Annotated in this window: 3 protein-coding genes; all 3 read right to left on the bottom strand. The window is 53.4% G+C overall.

Annotated elements, in window-relative coordinates:
- Positions 1 to 15 precede the first annotated feature (15 nt).
- Positions 16 to 372, bottom strand: coding sequence for a hypothetical protein (locus tag J7367_RS21885; RefSeq protein WP_057664104.1), 357 nt, complete (start codon positions 370 to 372; stop codon positions 16 to 18).
- A gap of 57 nt (positions 373 to 429) precedes the next feature.
- Positions 430 to 717 (bottom strand): barstar family protein, encoded by a 288-nt coding sequence (locus J7367_RS21880; RefSeq protein ID WP_057664101.1) that lies wholly within the window; start codon positions 715 to 717, stop codon positions 430 to 432.
- Between the two features lie 422 nt (positions 718 to 1,139).
- Positions 1,140 to 1,571: an SRPBCC family protein gene (locus tag J7367_RS21875; RefSeq protein ID WP_057664107.1), complete on the bottom strand. Its 432-nt coding sequence runs from the start codon at positions 1,569 to 1,571 to the stop codon at positions 1,140 to 1,142.
- Between the last annotated feature and the right edge of the window lie 131 nt (positions 1,572 to 1,702).

The following is a 1,702-nucleotide window of genomic DNA, read 5'->3' as shown; positions in this document are numbered from 1 at the left end:
CTAAAAGTGGGGGGATTACCGGGCCATATAGCCGATTGCTGCCTGCGCTGCGGGATCGTCGGTGCCCTTGAGATACATAAAGATGAAGGGCAAGCAACGCAAACCGCCGATTGAGAACCATCCGATCGTGGTCATCGTCGCCTGCGCGGCAAAGAGCCACCGGCTTGCCGGTCGGCCGCGCCAGAGCAGGACGGCGCCTACCGCTAACACTACGTCGAAGGCGAAGCTGTAGAGCACACTAGGAGACATCAGATATCTCAGCTCGAAGCCGATTCGAAAGGGAACGAGAGTGACGAGCTTCCAAGCCGCGATCGTCAATGAGAGGCCGGCCAATGCTTTACTGAACTTTGGGAACCTGACAACTTTTTCCATGGGCGCTAGCAATGGTGTTAAGTAGCGCGCGGCAACGTGTCCGCCTTGAGCGAGGTGTTAGGCATACACGACCGTTGACGAAAGACGAGGATACATCTCGGACAGGTCCTCGAGGCACTTGCATATGAGTTGTGCATCTGCAGGCATACGCTGAGAAAATTGCTGCCAGCCATCTAGGACTAGTTGCTCTGGCATCTCTACTAGACCGGTGATGGCGTACCAAAACGCATCCCAATTGCGTCCATACCAGCCAGGGAAGTCGAGTGACTCCATGAGAAGAGCGTGCAGTTCCGCCGCGGATGTCACGTTTTCAAGGTTAATTCGAATCACAGGGGTGCGCGCCATGATATGCCAACTCTTGAATTAAGCCGCGCTGTGAAGCGGCGTCGGCTTGAATGAGCCATCAGGCGGCCGACCGATTAATGGACGCCGCTGGGTGGACCAATGAGTGAGTCAATGCCCTCATCCGAATGGCGCGCAATGCCTCGTCGAGTGCGGCCTGGTCCGTTTCGAATAGGTCATCCCAGATGGTGAGGTTATTGAACTCATCAACAACTCAACAGTCCAGTCGGTGTTGGGTCCGATAGATCTCTAAGCGAACAGTACGGCCATTGATCGTAACAGAGCGGCATGGGGGCGATGTAACAAGCTGATAGTTTTCCTAAAAAGTCTCTGTTGCCACTGTCTCTGCTCATCCGCCTAATGCCTTACTTAATCCAGGTTGCGAAGCAAATTTGGCTCGAATGAATTGTCAGGCCAACCTACGATCACGGCATTTTGACTTCAACCAATTCTTTCAAATACGAAAATACGTCAGGTCCAGCATCTTCGCCTGACGACTTACTTGGCGGGGAAGGGCGAGGGTCTTCCTGACGCACAAGCAAAGAGCTGCTTCCGTCACTCTCGGTCAGCACATAGGTCATGAAGAAATAGTGCTCTGGAATGTCTTGTAGATCGGGGCGCGGGAAAAAAAGTGAGTACTTAAGGCGCGACTCCGGCAAGAACTCAAGAACTGTGCCTTTCTGCTCAAGGACTTGCCCGTTCCATTCGTTCCGAAAAACAATTGGGGTCCCCACTTCCCAGGTGGTCAGGAGATCAGAGCCGTACTGCCATTGCTTGACTAGCTCAGGCACGGTCAAAGCCTTCCAGACTTTACCGACAGGGGCAAGAATGCTTACGAGTGAATCGGAAGTTTTCATCTGCATACCCCGAGGATGTTTGGTGTTGGCCTAAGGAAGGTCTGATCAACTCACCGCAGATGCGCGACACTATCGCCTTATGTAGAGGATTCATCCATGCAGCTGACGTTCGGTGACGCTGAGGGCTTGGG

The sequence above is a fragment of the Xanthomonas sp. D-36-1 genome (assembly GCF_017746155.1).
Classification (GTDB): Bacteria; Pseudomonadota; Gammaproteobacteria; order Xanthomonadales; family Xanthomonadaceae; genus Xanthomonas; species Xanthomonas cissicola.
Note: the sequence above shows the minus strand (reverse complement) of the source record. Positions and strands in the feature narration are given on the sequence as shown.

Excerpts from the sequence above, each read along its gene's own strand:
- J7367_RS21880 (WP_057664101.1), bottom strand. The coding sequence starts at position 717 with ATGGCGCGCACCCCTGTGATTCGAATTAACCTTGAAAACGTGACATCC.
- J7367_RS21875 (WP_057664107.1), bottom strand. The coding sequence starts at position 1,571 with ATGAAAACTTCCGATTCACTCGTAAGCATTCTTGCCCCTGTCGGTAAA.
- J7367_RS21885 (WP_057664104.1), bottom strand. The coding sequence starts at position 372 with ATGGAAAAAGTTGTCAGGTTCCCAAAGTTCAGTAAAGCATTGGCCGGC.